This window comes from Rhodovulum iodosum (assembly GCF_041020385.1).
Lineage (GTDB): Bacteria > Pseudomonadota > Alphaproteobacteria > Rhodobacterales > Rhodobacteraceae > Rhodovulum > Rhodovulum iodosum.
This window is the reverse complement of the sequence record NZ_JBEHHI010000001.1, coordinates 1,427,274-1,444,953: the sequence shown is the minus strand read 5'-3', so window position 1 is coordinate 1,444,953 and position 17,680 is coordinate 1,427,274. Positions and strand designations below refer to the sequence as shown.

General features: G+C 68.0%; 18 protein-coding genes. 10 read left to right on the top strand and 8 right to left on the bottom strand.

The features are described from left to right. Positions 1-66: 66 nt before the first annotated feature. The 5 genes from rfbA to Ga0609869_RS07075 form a co-directional block, all read right to left on the bottom strand. Positions 67-942 carry a glucose-1-phosphate thymidylyltransferase RfbA gene (rfbA, locus tag Ga0609869_RS07095; protein WP_125408411.1) on the bottom strand — a complete coding sequence of 292 codons (876 nt, stop codon included), beginning with the start codon at positions 940-942 and terminating at the stop codon, positions 67-69. Then, complete coding sequence (rfbD, locus tag Ga0609869_RS07090) at positions 939-1,793, bottom strand: dTDP-4-dehydrorhamnose reductase (protein ID WP_125408410.1); 855 nt, start codon at positions 1,791-1,793, stop codon at positions 939-941. Before rfbD ends, rfbA begins: the two co-directional genes overlap by 4 nt. Beyond that, positions 1,790-2,827: a dTDP-glucose 4,6-dehydratase gene (gene rfbB / locus Ga0609869_RS07085; RefSeq protein WP_125408409.1), complete on the bottom strand. Its 1,038-nt coding sequence runs from the start codon at positions 2,825-2,827 to the stop codon at positions 1,790-1,792. Before rfbB ends, rfbD begins: the two co-directional genes overlap by 4 nt. Then, positions 2,824-3,393 (bottom strand): dTDP-4-dehydrorhamnose 3,5-epimerase, encoded by a 570-nt coding sequence (gene rfbC / locus Ga0609869_RS07080; protein WP_125408408.1) that lies wholly within the window; start codon positions 3,391-3,393, stop codon positions 2,824-2,826. The genes rfbB and rfbC overlap by 4 nt, the downstream gene beginning before the upstream one ends. A 109-nt stretch (positions 3,394-3,502) precedes the next feature. Further along, positions 3,503-4,621: a polysaccharide biosynthesis/export family protein gene (locus Ga0609869_RS07075; protein WP_125408407.1), complete on the bottom strand. Its 1,119-nt coding sequence runs from the start codon at positions 4,619-4,621 to the stop codon at positions 3,503-3,505. A 107-nt stretch (positions 4,622-4,728) separates the two neighbouring features. Here Ga0609869_RS07075 and Ga0609869_RS07070 point away from each other — a divergent pair, with 107 nt between their 5' ends. The 10 genes from Ga0609869_RS07070 to Ga0609869_RS07025 all read left to right on the top strand — a co-directional run bounded on the left by Ga0609869_RS07070 (position 4,729) and on the right by Ga0609869_RS07025 (position 13,521). Further along, the gene (locus Ga0609869_RS07070; RefSeq protein WP_125408406.1) at positions 4,729-5,598 is read left to right on the top strand and encodes an NAD-dependent epimerase/dehydratase family protein; all 870 of its coding nucleotides are present in this window, start codon (positions 4,729-4,731) and stop codon (positions 5,596-5,598) included. Continuing rightward, positions 5,595-6,212 (top strand): sugar transferase, encoded by a 618-nt coding sequence (locus tag Ga0609869_RS07065; protein WP_125408405.1) that lies wholly within the window; start codon positions 5,595-5,597, stop codon positions 6,210-6,212. Before Ga0609869_RS07070 ends, Ga0609869_RS07065 begins: the two co-directional genes overlap by 4 nt. 107 nt (positions 6,213-6,319) lie before the next feature. Continuing rightward, entirely contained in the window at positions 6,320-8,644 is a 2,325-nt protein-coding gene (locus Ga0609869_RS07060) for a calcium-binding protein (RefSeq protein WP_125408404.1), read from the top strand. A gap of 96 nt (positions 8,645-8,740) precedes the next feature. Beyond that, positions 8,741-9,352: a ribonuclease D gene (locus Ga0609869_RS07055; protein ID WP_125408403.1), complete on the top strand. Its 612-nt coding sequence runs from the start codon at positions 8,741-8,743 to the stop codon at positions 9,350-9,352. Between the two features lie 7 nt (positions 9,353-9,359). Continuing rightward, positions 9,360-10,328, top strand: a complete 969-nt coding sequence (locus Ga0609869_RS07050) for a KpsF/GutQ family sugar-phosphate isomerase (protein WP_125408402.1) — start codon at positions 9,360-9,362, stop codon at positions 10,326-10,328. Between the two features lie 4 nt (positions 10,329-10,332). Further along, positions 10,333-10,941, top strand: a complete 609-nt coding sequence (gene lptC / locus Ga0609869_RS07045) for an LPS export ABC transporter periplasmic protein LptC (RefSeq protein WP_125408401.1) — start codon at positions 10,333-10,335, stop codon at positions 10,939-10,941. A gap of 5 nt (positions 10,942-10,946) precedes the next feature. After that, positions 10,947-11,459, top strand: coding sequence for a lipopolysaccharide transport periplasmic protein LptA (gene lptA, locus Ga0609869_RS07040; protein WP_125408400.1), 513 nt, complete (start codon positions 10,947-10,949; stop codon positions 11,457-11,459). A gap of 2 nt (positions 11,460-11,461) precedes the next feature. After that, the gene (gene lptB, locus Ga0609869_RS07035) at positions 11,462-12,220 is read left to right on the top strand and encodes an LPS export ABC transporter ATP-binding protein (protein WP_125408732.1); all 759 of its coding nucleotides are present in this window, start codon (positions 11,462-11,464) and stop codon (positions 12,218-12,220) included. A 221-nt stretch (positions 12,221-12,441) separates the two neighbouring features. Beyond that, complete coding sequence (gene hpf, locus Ga0609869_RS07030; RefSeq protein ID WP_125408399.1) at positions 12,442-13,005, top strand: ribosome hibernation-promoting factor, HPF/YfiA family; 564 nt, start codon at positions 12,442-12,444, stop codon at positions 13,003-13,005. 51 nt (positions 13,006-13,056) lie between these two features. After that, positions 13,057-13,521 carry a PTS sugar transporter subunit IIA gene (locus Ga0609869_RS07025; protein WP_125408398.1) on the top strand — a complete coding sequence of 155 codons (465 nt, stop codon included), beginning with the start codon at positions 13,057-13,059 and terminating at the stop codon, positions 13,519-13,521. A 1-nt stretch (position 13,522) separates the two neighbouring features. Here the strand turns inward: Ga0609869_RS07025 and Ga0609869_RS07020 are convergent, their stop codons facing one another. From Ga0609869_RS07020 to Ga0609869_RS07010, 3 genes are read right to left on the bottom strand one after another with little or no spacing between them, the layout of a single operon-like run. Next, positions 13,523-14,956, bottom strand: coding sequence for a nodulation protein NodH (locus tag Ga0609869_RS07020; RefSeq protein WP_125408397.1), 1,434 nt, complete (start codon positions 14,954-14,956; stop codon positions 13,523-13,525). A 6-nt stretch (positions 14,957-14,962) separates the two neighbouring features. Next, complete coding sequence (locus tag Ga0609869_RS07015) at positions 14,963-16,660, bottom strand: DUF5927 domain-containing protein (RefSeq protein ID WP_125408396.1); 1,698 nt, start codon at positions 16,658-16,660, stop codon at positions 14,963-14,965. Then, the gene (locus Ga0609869_RS07010) at positions 16,657-17,667 is read right to left on the bottom strand and encodes a glycosyltransferase family 2 protein (RefSeq protein ID WP_125408395.1); all 1,011 of its coding nucleotides are present in this window, start codon (positions 17,665-17,667) and stop codon (positions 16,657-16,659) included. Before Ga0609869_RS07010 ends, Ga0609869_RS07015 begins: the two co-directional genes overlap by 4 nt. Between the last annotated feature and the right edge of the window lie 13 nt (positions 17,668-17,680).

Below are 17,680 nucleotides of genomic sequence, written 5' to 3'. Positions count from 1 at the left end.
TACTATTGGAGCCTCCGCCGCACGTCTATCGGCGGAAATCCGACCATCCGGCAACACTTTTGGGGGTCAGTCGCGCAAAAGCGCCGAAAGGTAGCGGCCGTAATCGTTCTTGCGAAAGAGATCGGCGCGGGCGGCCAGTGCGTTGTGGTCGATCCAGCCCATGTTAAAGGCGATCTCTTCGGGACAGCCCGTCTGCATCCCCTGCCGCTTTTCCAGCGTGCGCACGAAGTTGCCGGCATCCAGCAGGCTGCCATGGGTGCCGGTATCGAGCCACGCATAACCGCGGCCCATTCGCTCGACCGACAACAGCCCCTCTGTGAGATACATCTCAAGCAGGGTGGTGATCTCCAACTCGCCCCGCGCCGAGGGGGCGACCTGCTTGGCCCGCTCGGGCGCCGAGCCGTCGAGGAAGTATAGCCCGGTCACCGCATAGTTCGAAGGCGGCACCGCGGGCTTTTCGATGATCGCCAGAACCTCGCCCATGTCGCCGAAATCCACCACGCCATACCGCTCGGGGTCGGCCACGTGATAGCCGAACACGCTGCCGCCCGTCGTTCGGCCATCGGCGCGCTGCAAAAGCTCGGGCAGACCGTGGCCGAAAAACAGGTTGTCGCCCAGCACCATCGCCGAGGGCGCGCCGGCCAGAAACTCTTCGCAAAGGATATAGGCCTGGGCCAGCCCGTCGGGCGAGGGTTGCTCGACCCAGGTGAGCGTGACGCCCCATTGCGACCCGTCGCCCAAAAGGCGCTGGAACTGGGCCTTGTCCTCGGGCGTGGTGATGATTGCGATGTCGCGGATACCTGCCAGCATCAGGACCGAGATCGGGTAATAGATCATCGGCTTGTCGTAGATCGGCAAAAGCTGTTTCGAGATGCCCATGGTCACGGGGTAAAGCCGCGTGCCCGAGCCGCCGGCCAGAACGATGCCTTTGCGTTGCGTCATGAAATTACGTCCAGTTTCTTGAGAATTTCGGCAAGCCCCTGCCGCCAGTCGGGCCGCGCGATGCCGAAATCGCGCATCAGCGTCGTGCAGTCGAGCCGCGAATTGGCGGGCCGGGCGGCGGGCGTGGGATACGCGCTGGCGGGGATGTCGGTGACCGTCACATCCCGCCCCGCCTGCGCGAAGATCTCGCGCGCGAAATCGGCCCAGCTGACATCGGGCGCGCCCGAGAAATGATAGGTGCCGCCCTCGGCCTCGCCGCGATGCAATGCCAGCGCCATGCGCAGCAACGCATCGGCAATGGCCCCTGCCGGCGTGGGCCCGCCCACCTGGTCGGCCACGACGTTCAGCGCCTCGCGCGTTTCGGAAAGCCGCAGCATCGTTTTCAGGAAATTGCCGCCATGGGCCGAGACCACCCAGGAGGTGCGCAGGATCGCATGGCGCCCGCCGGCGGCGCGCACGCCCTCTTCGCCGGCCAGCTTGGTCCGGCCGTAGGCGCCCAGCGGGGCGGTGGGCGCGTCGGGCGTCCAGGGCGTGTCGCCCGACCCGTCGAACACGTAATCGGTCGAGATATGCAGCAACGGGATGCCCTTGTCGGCCGCCGCGCGCGCCATCGCGGCCGGCGCGGTGCCATTGACGGCCAGCGCCGTGGCCTCGTCCTCTTCGGCCTTGTCCACGGCGGTGTAGGCGGCGGCGTTGATCACCGCGTCGGCGCCGCTGCCGGCGATGCGCGCGGCACAAGCGGCCGCATCGGTCAGCGCGGCATCCTCGCGCCCCAGGAACACCGCGCCGGGGGCGCGGCGGGCCAGCTCGGTCGCCACCTGGCCGGTCTTGCCGAAGATCAACAGCTTCATGCCACCCCCAACCGCTTGCCCACGCCGTCGCGGTTCAAGAGCGGGCGCCACCAGTCTTCGTTGGCGAGGTACCAGTCGACGGTCTTTTCCAGCCCCTCCCCGACCGTGACCGACGGCCGCCAGCCCAGCTCTTGCCCAATGCGGGCGGGGTCGATCGCGTACCGCTTGTCATGGCCGGGCCGGTCGGTGACGAAAGTGATCAGCCGGTCATGGGGCGCACCCTGAGGGCGCCGCGCATCCAGGATGCCGCAGATCGTGCGCACCAGGTCGATATTGCGGGCCTCGTTCTCGCCGCCGATATTGTAGGTGCGGCCCACCTCGCCTTTGGCCACGACCAGCAGCAGCGCCTCGGCGTGGTCCTCGACATAAAGCCAGTCGCGCACGTTCGACCCGTCGCCGTAAACCGGGATCGGCTGGCCCGCCAAGGCCTTGAGGATGACCACCGGGATCAGCTTTTCGGGAAAGTGGTAGGGGCCGTAATTGTTGGAACAGTTGGTCACCAGCACCGGCAAGCCGTAGGTTTCGCCCCAGGCGCGCACAAGGTGGTCCGACGCCGCCTTGGACGCCGAATAGGGCGAGCGCGGGTCGTAGGGCGTGTCCTCGGTGAACTTGCCGGTCGGCCCGAGACTGCCATAGACCTCGTCGGTCGAGATGTGGTGGAAGCGAAAGCTTTCGGGCTTGCCGGCGGCGGCCCAATGCGTGCGCGCGGCCTCCAGCATGTTGTAGGTGCCGGTCACGTTGGTCTCGATAAAGGCGCCGGGCCCGTCGATGGACCGGTCCACGTGGGATTCGGCTGCCAGATGCATCACCGCGTCGGGCCGATGGTCGGCAAAGATACGGTCCAGCGCAGCGCGGTCGCGGATATCGGCGTGCTCGAAGGCGTAGGCCGGGCTGTCGGCCACACCGGCCACGTTGTCGAGGCAGGCGGCATAGGTCAGCGCATCGAGGTTGACCACCGAATGCCCCTGGGCCACCGCGCGCCGCACCACGGCAGAGCCGATAAAACCCGCGCCCCCGGTGACAAGCAGCTTCATTGCCCGCCCTCCCATGTGAAGGGGCTGTCGAAATCGGCGAAATCGGGGGCGGCGGCGTCTTTCTCCGACAGCACCGGCGTGCCCGCCACCCCCCAGTCGATGCCGATCGAGGGGCTATCCCAGCGCACCGCGCCGTCGCACTCGGGCACGTAGTAATCGGTGCATTTATAGACGATCTCAGTGTCGGGCTCGCGCGTGGCGAACCCGTGTAAAAACCCCGCCGGCACCCAGAGCTGGCGGCCGTTTTCAAAGCTCAGCTCGGCCCCGACCCATTGCCCGAAGGTGGGCGAGCCCTTGCGGGCATCCACCGCCACGTCATAAAGCCGCCCGCGACCGCAGCGCACCAGCTTGCCCTGGGCATGGGGGGGCGACTGGAAATGCAGCCCCCGCACCGTTCCGCCCTCGCGCGACAGCGAATGGTTGTCCTGCACGAACTCGGGCTCGATGCCGGCAGCCTCGGCCAGCACCCGCTTGTTCCAGCTTTCCGAAAAGAATCCGCGATGGTCGCCGAACCGGCGCGGGGTCAGCACCAACACGCCCGGAAGGGCCGTCTGTTCAACCTGCACCTAGGACCACCCCTGCCTGTGAAAACCGAGCGTGCCTTAACAAGCCGGGGGCCGAATGTCACGCCCGCGCGAAATGCCGACCAAAGGTGCCGCGCTCCCTGCGCGGCCCTCAGAGATTCGAGGCCCGGCTGCCCAGCGCGAGGAAGTTGCCGACGATACGCGAGATCGTATCGACCGAGGTGATCGGGCTTTCCGAGATATAGACCAGGTCGCCGGGATTGACGGCGAACTTGCCGGCGCTGAACAGCCCGTCGGCGGTGGTCAGGTCGATGGTAAAGATCACCCGTTGCTCGCGCGGGCCCCGCATACCGGCGCGGATCGCGCTGGCCGGGTACTCGCGCAGGATCAGGATGCCCCTGGGGTCGGCCCGGTTGTCCGCGACTCCGCCGATCAGCGCCATCGCGTCCAGCGCCGATACGTCATCCTTGGGGAAGGGGATCAGCGTCTCGCTGCCGCCGGCGCCGAGGGCCAGGAAATAGCGCGGGTCCTCTTCCACGATCACCTTGTCGCCGGCCCTGAGCGTGGTGTCGAGGCCGGGGTTGTCGTAAAGCCGGGAGATCGAGGTAACGTAAAGATCGCCGCCGCGCACCAGCCGAATCAGCGGGTTGCGCAGGCTGGGCAGCACACCGCCGCCCTGCGAAATCAGGCTAAGCACGGTCATGTCGCGGTCGACGATCGGGTAGGTCCCGGGCCGGCCGACGCCGCCGACGACCGAGACCGAGCTGCGCGGCCCCGAGGCCAGCGACAGCTGCACCTGCGCGGACGGAATGATCGCCTCGAGCTGGGCCTGGATCTTGGCGCGGGCGGCCGAGGGCGTCATCCCGGCGACATAGACCTCGTCGACGTAAGGCACGAAAAGCGCGCCGTTGGGCGAGACGGTCATGCCGTTCATCTGCACGACCTTCTGTTCGGGTGAGGTCAGAAGCGAGTTTTCGTCACTGTCCCACACGACGAGGTTGACCTGATCGCCGGCGGCGATCACCTGGCCGCTGGGCCCGCGCTGGCGCGCGATCCAGCCGCCCATCGGGCGCTTGCCCGTGGTCGGCCATTCGGCGACCTGCGGCAGGAAGGCGCGCGACACCTGGTAGATCGCGTAGCCGGCCAGCGCGTCGTCCTTGGTGCTGCCGAGGATTTCGTTTTCCTGCGCGGCACCGCGAGGCAGGCTGCAAGCCGACAAAAGCGACGCGGCCCCGAGGACAAGCACTTGGCGGCGATGATGGTCAGGCATGGGTTCTCCCGCTTATTTGCCAGACCGGGCGGCCCCCTGGCGCCCATGGCATTCAAAACAGCGGCAAGATACTAGGGAGTCCCGACAGGTCAACCGGAATACGCACGATGCCCCAGTCTAGCCCCGCTCTATTGATCATGGGTGCCACCGGGCGGCTGGGCCGCTGCCTGCAGGCGGCCTGGGCCGGGCGGCAGCCGGGCGGCATGGTGCCGCTATGGCAAACGCGCGGCGCCGTGCCCGGGCCGGACTGGCTGGGCTGGGCACCGCTAACCGCGCCGGTGCCGGCTTTGCCGCCGCTCGGCGCGGTGCTGGTTCTGGCCGGCGCGACCCCTTCGGGCGGCGGCGCGCCGGACGCGGCGCCGGCACTGGCGCTGGCGGGACTGCGCGCGGCGCGGGCGGGCGGCGCCGCCCATGTCTTTCTGGCCTCGTCGCAGGCCGTCTACGGTGCGGCGCCGGGGCCCATCGCCGAATCCGCGCCGCTGGCGCCGCTCAACGCCTATGCGCGCGGCAAGGCCGAGATGGAGGCAGAGGCCGCACGCTGGGCCGCGGCAGAGCGGCCGGGCGCGCCCGGCGTCACCTGCCTGCGCATCGGCAACGTCGCCGGGGCCGACATGCTGGGCAAGGCCGTCGCCGAGGGCGGGGCGCTGACGCTCGACCGCTTTGCCGACGGGCGGGGGCCGGAACGCTCTTACATCGGGGCCGCGGCATTCGCGCGGGTGCTCGACAGCCTGCTGACGCGGGTCGCCTCGGGCGCGGCGCTGCCCTTTGCCCTGAACGTCGCCGCACCCGGCGCGGTGGCGATGGCCGACCTGCTGGCCGCATGGGGCCGCGACTGGGCCTGGCGCCCTGCCCCGGACGGCGCGCGCCAGTCGGTCACGCTGGACGTACGCCGCCTGGCCGGGCTACACGCCTTTGCGCCGGCCGACGGCGACCCCGCCCTCATGGCCGCCGAATGGACGAGGCTTTGCACCCCATGACCCCGGCCAAACGCGCCTTTGACGTCGCCCTCGCGCTGCTGCTCGGCGTGGTGCTGTTGCCGGTGCTGGCACTTGTTCTGCTGGCGATTTGGGTCCTCGACGGACGGCCGCTGTTTTACGTGTCCGAAAGGATGCGGGCGCCCGGCCGCCCCTTCATGCTGTGGAAGCTGCGCACCATGCGCCCGGTGGATACCGACAGCGGCGTCTCGGGCGGCGACAAGGCCAGCCGGATCACCCGCACGGGTCGCGCTTTGCGCAAGTTCAGGCTCGACGAGATCCCCCAGCTCTGGAATGTGCTGCGGGGCGACATGAGCTTCGTCGGCCCGCGCCCGCCGCTCAGGGCCTATGTCGAACGGTTCCCCGCGCTTTACGGCGAGGTGCTGAAATCGCGTCCGGGCATCACGGGGCTGGCGACGCTCACCTACCACGCGCATGAGGAACGCCTGCTCGCCCCCTGCCGCACGCCCGAAGAAACCGACGCGGTCTATGCCCGCGCCTGCGTGCCGCGCAAGGCGCGGCTTGACCTGATCTATCGGCGCCACGCCTCGATCTGCTACGACATCGTGCTGCTCGCCCGCACCGCAGGCCGGGTGCTGCGGCGCACCCGAAGCTAGGCATTTTCCGCAAGCGCCCCCTGTCCGCCACATTCGGGCAAGCCCCGCGCAAGACCCCCGCACCAGGCTGATCGCACGGCCCAGGGGGTGTGCTGCGAGGACATGAAATGGTGGGGTTCGCCCATGTCGCGACGCTTGCGACCGATCCGGTCGCGCCGGACGAGGCCGCCGATGCGCCCGGTACGGTCACCGGGCTGGCCGATCTGGACATCGTCTGGTCCGCCGCGGGCCCGGTGCTTTACGCCGCCGCGCTCAATGTCGGGGGCATCGCGGCGTTTCGCATCGGCGCAGCGGGGCCGGCCGCCGCGCTGGACGCCGTCCCTTTCGGCGGCGGCGCGGCGCGGCCGGTCGCGCTTGACCTTTTGGCCGATGACGGGCGGTTGCTCTGCATTGGCCGCTGGCCGGGCCAGATCGGCGCCCGCGCGCTGGCAGATGATGGCCGCCTCGGCGGCTTTACCGCCCTGCCCCTGACCGGTGCCGAGGCCAGCCCGGTCGAGGCCGTGGCGATTGGCGGCTTTCTGGCCTTGCGCGCGCAGGGGGCGGCCCAGGTCACGCTCTACCGCGCGGCCGAGGATGGCGCCCTCGGCCTGACGGGCCGCGCCGACGCCGCGGCGGATGCGGCCACCGGCTGGGGCGGCACGCTCAGCGCGCTTGGCGCGGCGACGGCGGGGGGCGCGCATTTCCTTCTGGCGGGCGTGGCGGGCAGCGACCAGATCCTCAGCTACCGGGTGGGCAGCGGCGGGCGGCTTGCGCTGGCCGACCAGACCGGCCTTGCCGACGGTCTGGGAATCGCCACGCCCAGCGCGATCGCCACCTTGCCGGGCCCGGATGGCGCGCGGGTCGTTCTCGGCTCGGCGGGCAGTTCCACGCTGACCGTACTCGACCTCGACGCCACCGGCGCGCTGAGCGCGCGCGACCACGTGGCCGACGACCTGACCACGCGGTTTCAGGGCGTCACCGCGCTAGAGACCGCGCGTTGTGAGGGGTGGGATTTCGTCCTCGCCGCCGGGGCGGATGACGGCATCAGCCTGTTCGCGGTCCTGCCCGACGGGCGGCTGATCCACATGGCCAGCCGCGCCGACGACGCGGCCACCGGCCTGCAAAACGTCTCGGCGCTTGCGGCTGTTGCGCAGGGCGGCGGGTTGCAGGTCTTTGCCGCTTCGGAATCAGAGGCGGGCGTGACCCAGCTCTCGGTCGATCTGTCCGGCCTCGGCGTGGTGGCGACGGGCGGCAGCGGCGCAGAGACCGTCACCGGGACGGCGGGCGACGACATACTGGTGGCAGGCAGCGGCGACAACCGCCTGCGCGGCGGCGCAGGGGCCGATCTTTTCGTCTTCGCGCCGGGGGCCGAGACGAGTTCGGGCAGGATAGGGACGATTCTGGACTACGCGCCCGGCCAGGACCGGATCGACCTGTCGGCCTTTCCGCTGATGCACGGCCTCGCCCGGCTGGAGGTCGCCGCCACGGCCGATGGCGCCCGGCTCTGGCTGGGTGAGAGCTGGCTGTCGGTCAAGAGCGCCTCTGGCGCGCGGCTGGACGCGGACGACTTCACCGATGCCGACGTGGTGAACGTGACGCGCCATGCGCTGGCCAACCCGGAGGGGATCGAGGCGGACCTGCCCGACCCGCTGGCCGAAGAGGCGGCCGGCACGGGCGAAGAGGCGCCGCCCCGTGCGCCCACCACGCCCGCAGGGCGCGAGGGCCGGGTACTGACCGGCACCGGCGGCCCGGACGACCTGCGCGGCAGCGACGGCGGCGACACGCTGTTCGGCGCCGGCGGCGATGACCGGTTGCAGGGCGGGGGCGGCGACGACGCGCTTTACGGCGGCGACGGGTGCGATCTGTTGAATGGCGGCCCCGGCGACGACCTGATCTTTGGCGGCGTCAGCGCGTTTGACCGGCGCGACACCATCCATGGCGGCGCTGGCGACGACCGGATAGAGGCGGGCCATGGCAACGATCTGGTCTACGGCATGGGCGGCGCCGACACCATCGCCGGCGGCTTTGGCGCCGATGAGTTGCACGGGCAGGATGGCGACGACACGATCACCGGATCGGCCTGTTCCGACCTCGTTTTCGGCGGAAATGGAGACGATTTCATCAATGGCGGCTTCGGCTTCGACCGCATCAACGGCGGCGCCGGGGCAGACGCGTTCTACCATCTCGGCATCGCCGATCACGGGTCGGACTGGGTGCAGGATTACAGCGCCGCCGACGGCGACGTACTGCTCTTCGGGCAGGGGGCGGCGGCGGCCGTGCAGTTCGGCGTCAGCCTGGCCGAGACCCCGCGCGCGGGCGCACCCGGCGTGGCCGAGGCATTCGTCATATACCGCCCCACCGGGCAGGTGATCTGGGCGCTGGTCGATGGCGGCGGCGAAGATCACCTGACCCTCCAGATCGCCGGCAGCGATGCCACCTTCGACCTGGTGTGACCGGGCCGCCCGGCTTGACAATCGACATGGGCCGGGCGATCCACCCCCAATCCGGCGCCCCCGCAACGCGCCGCCAAACCAACACGGGGCTCCCGCGTGGCAAACCATCTTTACAAGGGCGACCTTCCCGACGGGCTGGACATGGGCCCGGTCGTCGCCATCGATTGCGAGGCGATGGGGCTGCACCCCCACCGCGACCGGCTGTGCCTGGTGCAGATGTCGGGCGGCGACGGCAACGCGCATCTTGTGCAGATCGCCCAGGGCCAGACCGGGGCGCCGAACCTGACCCGCATGCTGGCGGACAAGGACGTGCTCAAGCTGTTTCATTTCGGCCGCTTCGACATCGCGCTGATGTTTCACACCTTCGGCGTGCTGACCGCGCCGGTCTACTGCACCAAGATCGCCTCGAAACTCGTGCGCACCTATACTGACCGGCACGGGCTGAAATACCTTCTGCAAGAGCTCTTGGAAGTGGACATCTCGAAACAGCAGCAAAGCTCTGACTGGGGGGCGGAGACGCTGAGCGACGCGCAGATCGCCTATGCCGCCTCGGACGTGCTGCACCTGCACGCACTGAAGGCCGCGCTGGACGACATGCTGGCGCGCGAGGGCCGCACCGACATGGCGCGGGCCTGTTTCGACTTTCTGCCGACGCGCGCCCGGCTGGATATCGCCGGCTGGCCCGAGACCGACATTTTCGCCCATTGAGGCAGGCATGAACCGCGACACCTACATCTCGATCGGCCGCCGGGTCCTGACGCGCGAGGGCGAGGCGCTGGCCATGCTGGCCGAGGCGCTGGACGACACATTCGCCGAGGCGGTCGAGCTGATGCTGGGCGCCAGCGGACGGGTGATCGTCTCGGGTATGGGCAAATCGGGCCATATCGCGCGCAAGATCGCGGCGACGCTGGCCTCGACCGGCACGCCCGCGCATTTCGTCCACCCCGCCGAGGCAAGCCATGGCGACCTGGGTATGCTGGCCAGGGGCGACGTCTGCCTGGTACTGTCGAATTCGGGCGAAACGCCCGAACTGGCCGACATCATCGCCTATACCCGCCGCTTCTCGATCCCGCTGATCGGCGTGGCGGGCCGGGCCGGCAGCACGCTCTTGCGCCAGGCCGATGTCGCGCTGCTGCTGCCGCCCGCCGAAGAGGTGTGCCCGATGAAACTGGCGCCCACCACCTCGACCACCATGACGCTGGCGCTGGGCGACGCGCTGGCCGTTGCGCTGATGGAACACCGCCAGTTTTCGCACGAGAATTACCGAGAGTTCCATCCGGGCGGGAAACTGGGCGCGCGGCTGTCCAAGGTGGCCGACCTTATGCACGGCGCCGCCGACATGCCGCTGGTGCCCACCGGCACCCCGATGAGCGAGGCGCTGCTGACCATCAGCCAAAAGGGGTTCGGCGTGGTCGGCGTGACAAACGGGTCGGGCCGGCTGATCGGAATCGTCACGGACGGCGACCTGCGCCGGCACATGCAGGGCCTGCTGGAGCGCAACGTCGACGAGGTGATGACCCCCGACCCGCTGACCATCGGGCCCGACGCGCTGGCCGAAAAGGCGCTGGGCGTGATGAACGCGCGCAAGATCACCTGCCTGTTCGTGGTCGATCCCGAGGGCGCTGCCGCCGCGCCGCAGGGCATCCTGCACATCCACGACTGTTTGCGCGCCGGGGTCGCCTGAGGCCATGGCCTCGCGCGACAACGCCTATTCGCGCTTTATCCGGCTGGCCAAGATCGTGCTGCCGCTGGCCGCGCTCGGCCTGTTGTCGACGCTCTTTCTGCTGTCGACCCGCCCCGAGGGCGACGGCGGGCTGCCCTATGCCGATATCGACCTCGACGAGATGGCGCGCGAAGGGCGCATATCCGCACCCAACTATGCCGGCGTCACCAGCGACGGCACCGCCATCGCGCTGAAGGCCGAGACCGCCCGGCTGGACCCCGACAGCCCCGACAAGGGCGCGGCGCAGGCCATCGTCGCGCGGCTGGACCTGCCTGACGGCAGCCACACCGACATCGTCGCCGCAGAGGGCGCCATCGACACCGGGGCCGAGCGCGCCGTGCTGGGCGGCGGCGTGACGCTGACCAACTCGACCGGCTACCGGGTGACGGCCGACCGGCTGACCGCCGCGCTGGACCACACCAATGTCGTCGCCGACACGCCGGTCGAGGCCACCGGGCCACTGGGGCGGCTGAACGCAGGCGCGATGGAGCTGACCGAATCGACCGATCCGCCCGGTCGTTACGTTGCGGTTTTCAAGAACGGCGTGAAACTGGTATACGATCCGCAAAAATGAAGGGGATGGCCGTGAATGGGTTCCGCGCGGGGGTGGCTGCCCTCGCCCTTTGTCTTTTGCCCCTGGTTGCACAGGCGCAAGGTGCCGAGGTGGCCTTTGGCGGGCTGCAGCACGACAGCACGCTGCCCGTCGAGGTGACGGCCGACCAGTTGCGGGTCGACCAGGCCGACGGCACGGCGGTGTTTACCGGCGGCGTGGTCATCGGCCAGGGCACGATGCGCCTGTCGGCCGACCGCGTACTTGTGAACTATGCCGCCGAAACCGGCGACAGCACCGGACGGATCGAACGCCTGCACGCCACCGGCAACGTGGTGCTGGTCAACGGCGCCGAGGCGGCCGAGTCGCAAGAGGCCGTCTATAGCATCGATGCCGGGACCGTGGTGATGACCGGCAGCGTGCTGCTGACCCAGGGCCAGAACGCGCTGTCGGGCGAACGCCTGGTGGTCGATCTGGCGCGCGGCACGGGCACGATGGAAGGCCGGGTCAAGACCATCTTCCAGTCTGGCGGCGGCGAATGAGCATGGGCGCCCCGGATCTCAGCGTTGCCGGCGGCACAGCCGGGCTGCGCGTGACCGGGCTGCGAAAGAGCTATCGCCGCCGGCTGGTGATCCGCGATGTCTCGCTGACGCTCGACCGGGGCGAGGTCGTGGCCCTTCTGGGGCCCAACGGTTCGGGCAAGACCACCTGTTTTTATGCCGTTGCGGGGCTGGTGCGCCCCGAAGGTGGGACGGTCACCATCGACGGGCGCGATGTGACCACCTTCCCGATGTATCGCCGCGCACGGCTGGGAATCGGGTACCTTCCGCAAGAAGTCAGCATCTTTCGCGGCCTCAGCGTCGAGGACAACATCAACGCCATCCTCGAAATTTCAGAGACCGACCCGCACAAGCGGCGCGAGCGGCTGGAAGAGTTGTTGTCGGAATTCTCGATCGAGCATTTGCGCCGGGCGCCCGCGCTGTCGCTGTCGGGCGGCGAGCGGCGGCGGGTCGAGATCGCCCGATGCCTGGCGGCCAACCCGAAATACCTGCTGCTGGACGAACCCTTCGCCGGCGTCGACCCGATCGCGGTGGGCGATATCCGCGGGCTGGTGGCAGATCTCAGAACGCGCGGCATCGGCGTGCTGATCACCGACCACAACGTGCGCGAAACGCTGGAGATCGTCGACCGCGCCTATATCCTGCACGACGGTCAGGTGCTGATGAGCGGAACCGCGCAAGAGGTGATCCGCGACGAGAACGTGCGGCGGGTCTATCTCGGGCAGAGCTTCAGGATTTCCTGAACGTGAACACTGAATTGCTGCGCCGCTGAGGCGCGAAGGCGTTGACAGGCGCGTCCTGACTGACGCCAAATGGGGGATATGCACGGAGATACCCCTCTGTCCCGTCCGCGCGCCAGGCGCCGCGATCCGGCGAGAAAAACCGGATCGACACCGGTGGGCACAGGCGCTAAGCGGTCGCAACCGGCGCTGCCGCGCGCCGGAAAGACAGTCCAGGAGGCATGATGCACTATCAGATCAGCGGAAAACAAATCGACATCGGCGATGCCCTGCAGACCCATGTAAAGGACGGCCTCGGCGGGGCCGTAGCCAAGTATGCCGAGCGTCCGACCGACGCCAACGTCGTCTTTTCGCGCAACGCGCACGAGTTCGTGTGCGAGGCCACCGTGCATCTGTCGACCGGGCTGACCGCCCAGGCCAAGGCCCATGCGACCGAGATCTACGCCGCCTTCGACGCCTGTTGCGACAAGATGGAAAAGCAGCTGCGCCGCTACAAGCGCCGGCTGAAGGACCACCACCGCGACCGCGCCGAGCCGGTTGAATTGTTCGGCGCCGCATCTTATATCCTCGCCGCGAGTGAAAACAGCGAAGAGTCGGAACCCGAAACTCTGCAGCCCATGATCATTGCAGAGATGGAAACGCAGATCCCGTCTTTGTCGGTCGGCGAGGCCGTGATGCAGATGGAGCTTACCGGGGCCCAGCTTCTGGTCTTTCGCAACGAAAAGACAGGCGGGGTCAATGTCGTGCATCGCCGCGACGACGGCAATGTGGGCTGGATCGACCCCTGAGCAAGGCGCAGGACCCAACGCCCGCGGGCGCGAGCAACAGGCGGACAGGCAATGCAGCTTTCGAGAATCCTCAAACCCGAGGCCGTCAAGGTTTACGGCACCATGTCCAGCAAGAAGCGCCTCTTCCAGGAACTGGGAGAGATCGCCGCGGTGGCTTACGGGTTTGGCATTTCCGACGCGGTCGACGCATTGCAGGAACGTGAAAGCCTGGGCCCCACCGGCGTGGGGCACGGCGTGGCCCTGCCCCATGCCCGGCTGAGCGGGCTCGAAAAGGTGTCGGGCGCCTTCATACGTCTGGAAAAGCCCGTCGATTTCGGCGCGGTCGACCGGCAGCCGGTCGACCTCGTCTTCGGGCTGTTCGCGCCGCATGATTCCGGGGTCGAACACCTCAAGGCATTGGCGCTGGTCTCGCGCACCCTGCGCGACGTCACGGTCTGCGCCAAGCTGCGCGCCAATGCCGATCCGGCCACGCTTTATGCCGTGCTGACCGAGGCGCGCGCCTCGGAGGCGGCCTAAGCTAGGCGTTGGCCCAGGCGCGGTAGCCAAAGCTCATGTAATCTCGCTGATAGGCATCGCGCGCCGCGCGTTCGATCTCGCCGTCGTAAATCGTTGCCAGGTGTACCGGCCCCGGCTCCTCTGCCTCGGGCAGATCATCGGGCGCGCGCAGACCCACCTGTGCGGCCAGCACAGCCAGCTCGGCCTCCAGCCGCTCATCCCTCAGCACCATGTCGGGCAGGGCCACCTGCGCCATGCCGCGCAAGACCTCGCCCTGTGACGCCCAGCTCGCATCGACGCGCAGCGCCGTGCGCCCGCCGAGATTGCGCTTGAGAAACCGCAGGAAGGCGAGGAACGCCGCGCGGTGCGCCTCGGGCCCGTATTCGGCGCCCGGCCCGCCCTCTGGCAGCGGAACCCCCTCGACCTCGGCCAGCGTCTTTCGAAGCGCCGGATAGCTGTCTTCGCCCGTGCTCAGGATATGTCTGCAAAAGGCGCGATGGGCGCGCGTCAGCGGGTGGCTGACCACGGCAAAGCTGCGATGGCCGGGATGGCCGCGTTTCCACGCCCGCAGGGTTTTTTGCGAAAACCCGCGGGCCAGCGCATCTCCGGCAACCTCGTCCAGCGCGGCAAGCCACGCCTCGACCCGGTCCGACGGGCCGCCCTTGATCGGCAAGAACAACAGCGGCGCCTCGGCGGCGGCCACGTAGGAGGGCACGGCAGGCCCGCGGCGCGGCTCGAAATTGGGGGTGCGCGAGAGGTCGAACCGGTCGAGCTGGGCCAGCGCGGCCTCCATTTCGGTATGGTTTTTCACCTTCTCGGCCAGCGGCTGCGGATTTTGTCGTTTCAGCCGGCTGACAATATTGTCGAGCCGGTGCTCGGCGCCGAGGTAGCGCAGCAGGCCGTTCAGCACCTCGACATCGCCGATATCGTCATAGCCTATGTAAAATGCCGTCTGCCCCGTGACTTGCAGCCTGTGCAGTATCTCTATCTGGAACTCCTGCAAGCGGGCGAGATGGGTCTCGAACTCGGCCGGGTTGAAGCTGATCTGCGCACTGCGGCGGTGGCGGGGGTTGGTCAGCTTCCACTGGCCGGTCTCGGCCGCGATCTTGCGCGACACGTAGCTGTCCAGCGGGTTGCGCGTCAGGACGATCTTGGCGCACCGCCTGTCCGATATCACCGCCCCCAGCACCCGCGGATCGTGATCGTGAAAAAAGCGTATGCCCGGCAGGCCCTCGGTATGCGCCTTCATCGCGTCGAGCAGCGGAAACGGGTCTTTCGAACGGTCCTCCAGCGTGATGCCCAGCAGGCTGCGCCGGTCTTTCTGGCCGATGAAATGCGGGTTGAACGCCTCGCCATAGCAATGCAGCCCCGGCACCGCGTTGAGGTTGTCCTCAAGAAAATTCGAGCCGGTGCGCATCTCGGCGAAGATCACGAAACTGTCGAAGCGTGGGGGCATGGGCACCTAGCGGACCAGATAGGGACGGCGATGTTCGGGCGTTGGATGGTCGGACCCGTCGCCAAGGGGAAAATCGCCCATCAGGTAGGGCTGCATCCCCTCGTTTTTCAGTTGCTGCAGGAACCGGCCGAACCCGTCGAGATTGGCCATGCGCGGCGCCTCGGTCAACCGGCGCTGCCCGGCCGGGGCGATCTCATCGATGATCACCTGCAACGGCTCCATCGGGTTCTGGATGAAATCGGCCATCGACCAGATCCGAACCCGCGCCGTGGTTTGGGGCGCGTGCAGAATGTCGAGGTGGCGCGATTCGATTTTTTGGAAATTCGCCGCCTTCTTGCGGATATCGCTGAAGTTCATGCGCGAGTGAAACAGCGGAACCGCCCAGGCCCCGGTGATGACCGAGATCTGCGCGTTTGGGTCGGTGGCCACGAAGCGCCCGATCGCCTGCCGGTCGCCGGGGCCGAACTGGAAACACTGCCGCTCGCCGCGGGTGTTCCAGATCAGGTTGGTCAGAAACGCCTCTGGCTGATAGTCGCGCAGCGCGGCGCTGTCGCTGAGCGCACCGTTGTAAACCGTCTCTCCGCCGGCGAAAAACGCCCGTTCAGGGTGGTAGAGGTGGCCATGCACACGCCCGCCCACGGCCTTGCCCAGCCAGGTTTCGAAATTGGTGAACAGCTCGGCAAAACCCTCGAACACCGAGTAGGGCGCGCAGGTCTTGCCGTTTTCCCAGCCCGGATTGGGCCAGCGGCTTTGCATGTAAAGCCCGCCGCGCCCGCGGGTCCGGCGCTCGACCGCCTTGGCAAACAGCCGGTCGATCTTGCCCGGGTTGGGCTCGGCACGCTTGGGCGCGGTATCGTCGCCGGTCAGGAAGGTCTCGTAAAGCCTGCCTGCATGGGGCCAGATCTTGCGCGCCACGAAACAGTCGGACCGGCGCAGAAGCTGCAGGTGATCGTCGTAGAAGATATGCGGCTTGCCCTGAAAATCGAATTTCGACAGCGTCAGAGAGCGGCTTTCGATCTGGCGGGCGTGGATGCGCACCAGCGTCTGGAAATAGCTCTCGTCAGGGATCCAAACCCGGCGGAAATAGCGGTCGAATTCGGGCCGGCGCGGGTCATTCACGATGGCGGCGACCGTCTGGCGGCTGAGGCACCACCATTGCGACCCCAGATGCGGCACGATCCCCTCGGGGATGCGCCGGCGATAGCCGATCCGCCGCTGAAACCGGACGTAGCGGTCGAACAATCGGCGCTGTTTTTTCCACGAGAACGGAAAGCGCAGCGTGAACCGCTCCTGGTCGAGGCCGCCCTGGGTCCATGGCACATCGTCTGTGGTGACGGATTCGATGAAATCGACCCGCGGCCGGGCACGAAGATAATCCTTCATCTCGTACACGGGTCTGAGCGGCAGGCACGCGCCGGAGGCGAGGTAGACATGGCTCACCTCGGGAAATTCGCTCAGCGCCTGCTCGACCCCCGTCAGCGTCGCCGCCACAATCGACCACGTGCCCCATTCCACCCGGTGGCGTGCGCAAAACCGGACGTCGGGAAGGTCGGCCAGCGCCTGCTGAAACCCCGCAACCGCGGCGCGGCCCACGCGCCGGTCGACATGGATCACCACCGGGCACCCGCCCTCGGCCCAGTGCCGCGCCACCGCCGCGGCCCGGTCGAGCGCGGTGTGCACCAGCATCACGAAGGCCACGCTCATGCCCAGTTCCCCTTGGACATGAGCCCCAGGATCTCAAGTTGGCGCCAGTTGATGTATTTCTCGGACCATTTGCACCACAGGTCGGGGTTTTCCTGCAGCACCGCGTGGTAGGCGCGGTATTCGTGGCTGTTGGCATAGTGCTGGCGGCGGGTCAGCTCTTCGGCCGATTTCTGCGGGAATGTATCGAGGAACTTGGCGTGCAACAGCGCGCCCGACGCCTTTTCGCCCCCCCATTCGTCATAGACCAGGTTCAGCCCGCGCGGCAGCAGCATGTGGGTCGAGCTGACATAGGTGTAGGCGCGGTTCCACTTGACCAGGGGGATCTTGTTCAGCGCCGGAGCCCGCTCGGGCTGGTCGGGGAAGAACGCCCGCGCGCGCGGCCCGCCCTGGATCCACAGGTTGCCGAACTCTCGGTTGCGGCGGATCATGTAATTGCCGCTGTCGAACCAGTTGGCGATCTCGAACGGGTCCTGCCCCTCGCGATAGGGCACCGCGTCGATCGGCCCCTTTGGATACATGTCGATCAGCATGGCGCTGAACGACTTGATCGACGAGGCGTCCAGCCAGTCGCAGAGCGCCTTGATCGACCGGGTGTCGCAGAACGGGTAGATGAAGAACTCGTCGGGATCGACGACCAGCGACCAGTGGCCGTGGGCATATCGGCGCTGCAGCCAGTTCAGCCAGTCGGCGCCGAACCGCGCGCGCTTGTAGCTCTTGGCGGTGGACCAGAGCGACACATCGGGCTGTTCCGCCAGGTATTCGCGGCTGCCGTCGTCAGAGCCGTTGTCGACCATCAGGAAGTGGTCGACCCCCAGGTCGCGGTAGTATTTCAGGAAATAGGGCAGGCGCCGCCGCTCGTTGCGCAGCGTGGTAAAGACGAGGATGTCGTTCGCGCCGATCTGCCCCGTCCGGCGCGCGACCGGGCGCAGTTCGCGTGCCTTGCGCATCGCCCTGAGCCGCCAGCGTTTGCGCTGCAGCCTCAGCCGGTATGACGAGACAAAGCCCAACCGATCCGTTCCT